2 protein-coding genes are annotated in these 2,109 nt (G+C 53.2%); both read right to left on the reverse strand.

Going from position 1 to position 2,109, the window contains the following annotated elements:
• On the reverse strand, positions 1-512 hold a 512-nt coding region (locus tag ABX962_RS35265), incomplete at its 3' end, for an adenylate kinase (protein ID WP_372726334.1).
• A gap of 195 nt (positions 513-707) precedes the next feature.
• On the reverse strand, positions 708-2,108 hold the full coding sequence (gene secY, locus ABX962_RS35270; protein WP_339937242.1) for a preprotein translocase subunit SecY: 1,401 nt from the start codon (positions 2,106-2,108) through the stop codon (positions 708-710).
• Between the last annotated feature and the right edge of the window lies 1 nt (position 2,109).

The following is a 2,109-nucleotide window of genomic DNA, read 5'->3' on the forward strand; positions in this document are numbered from 1 at the left end:
CGTGTACCGTCGATGTGCCGCACAATCCCTTGACCTTTGTAGTAATCCAACAACGGAGCCGTTTGTGTAAAGAAGACTCTCAGCCGCGCCGAGATCGTTTCCGCATTGTCATCGGCACGATTCTCGATGCTCGCCCGTTTCAACAACCGCGAGACTAATTCTTCCTGCCCCACGCTTAGATCGAGCACCAAGTCGACGCGGTTGTTCTTCGCGGCGAGATGCTCATCGAGCATTTGTGCCTGATTCAGCGTGCGGGGGAATCCGTCAAACAAACAACCGCCATGGCAATCGCTTTCAAGCAATCGTTTGTTCACGATTCGCATGACAAGATAATCCGGAGCCAGTCGGCCCCCGTCGATGTACCCCGCCACGATCCGTCCTAAGGCGGATTGCTTGCGCGTCCCTCGTAACATCTCTCCGGTCGACAGATGCGGGATCTCAAGCATCTGCGTTAGCCGCTTGCACTGAGTTCCCTTTCCAGCGCCGGGCGGTCCGATAAAGACGATCCGCATCGCAATATGCTCTAGAAACGCGTTAACTCAACTGTAAAACGGCGGCACGCCTTTATTGTCGCCACAACAAGCCCGCGACGGGTTAGTCGCCACAACGAGTCTGCGACGGGTTAGTCGCCACAACAAGTCTGCGACAGGTTTTCAGACGAACCCCAAGCGGGGCCGCCTAAAACCTGAAGCAACCTCTGCCGACCACTATACCACGGGCGAGACGCCACCACCGGCACCTTCGAGCAAACCACGATAGTTTCGCATCACCAAGTGCGAGTCGATCTTTTGCACCAAGTCGAATGCGACGCTCACCGCAATTAGCAATCCCGTACCACCGTAGAAACCAGCGATCGAGTAAGGCACGCCAAGCGAGCCGTACACAATCGTGGGCACAATCGCAACGATCGAAAGGAACGCGGCACCCACGTAGGTGATTCGCACCATCACCTTTTCAAGGTAGTCGGTGGTTCGTTTACCAGGACGGTAGCCTGGGATAAACGTGCCGCTGTCTCGCAGATTGTCCGACATCTCTTTTGGATTGAAAGTGATCGCAGTCCAGAAGAAACAGAAGAAGAAGATCAACGCGACATACAGCAAGTTGAAAATGTACGACGTCTGGTCGCTCAAAGTCAAACTGAACAGGTTCATGACGTTGAACACGCCCCCGCCACTTTCGAAGCGACCTGCCAAGAAGCCAAACATCACACCGGGGATCATCAGCAAGCTGCTTGCAAAAATAATCGGCATAACGCCCGCTTGGTTGATTCGCAGTGGCAAGTGTTGACGGGTTCCACCGTAGACGCGGCGACCGCGGGTGAATTTCGCTGATTGAGTCGGGATTTTACGCTGTCCGAGCGTGATAAACACCACTCCGAAGACCACGCCGACGAACAACAACACCAGTAGGATTAATGTTTCGATGCCGACCTGGCCGCGGCTCAAACCGGTCAATTCGGTCTTCATATTGCGGATCAACTCGTACAGTGCCTTGGGCATCTGAGCCAAAATGCCAGCCATAATTAGCAGACTGATCCCGTTGCCGATTCCATATTCATCGATCTGCTCGCCCAGCCACATCAGGAACACGGTGCCACAGGTCATCACCAACACGGCAACCATTTGCCAGCCGAAGTATAAGCCGGTGGCGTCCGCATTAAGAAAGTTTGGATTGATATTACCGTAGCCGGTGCTGCCGCCCGCCATCAACATGAACTTCAGGTACATGTAGCTTTGGATGACACAGATAAACACCGTCAAATAACGTGTGTATTCATTTAATTTCTTGCGACCAGCTTCGCCTTCCTTTTTCAACTCTTCGAGCGGCTTGTAGACGCTACCGAGCAGTTGGAAGATAATCGATGCCGAAATGTAGGGCATGATTCCGAGACCAAAGATGGTCGCTTGGCGAAGATCGCTCGCCGCGAACACGCTGACTTTTTCGAAAAAGTCTGACGCGGCACCCCCCGCCGCATCGCCCATATTGGTCGCGATCATCGGCAATGGAATGTGGAACCCGATTCGATACACCGCCAACAGACCAATCGTCAGCAGAACCTTCTTGCGAAGCTCAGGAATCGAAAAAATGATTCGTAGTTTCTCAAACATA

It is taken from the genome of Novipirellula sp. (assembly GCF_041583735.1).
Taxonomy (GTDB): domain Bacteria; phylum Planctomycetota; class Planctomycetia; order Pirellulales; family Pirellulaceae; genus Novipirellula.

Coding starts and splice junctions, on each gene's coding strand:
- secY (WP_339937242.1), bottom strand. CDS start 2,108: ATGTTTGAGAAACTACGAATCATTTTTTCGATTCCTGAGCTTCGCAAG.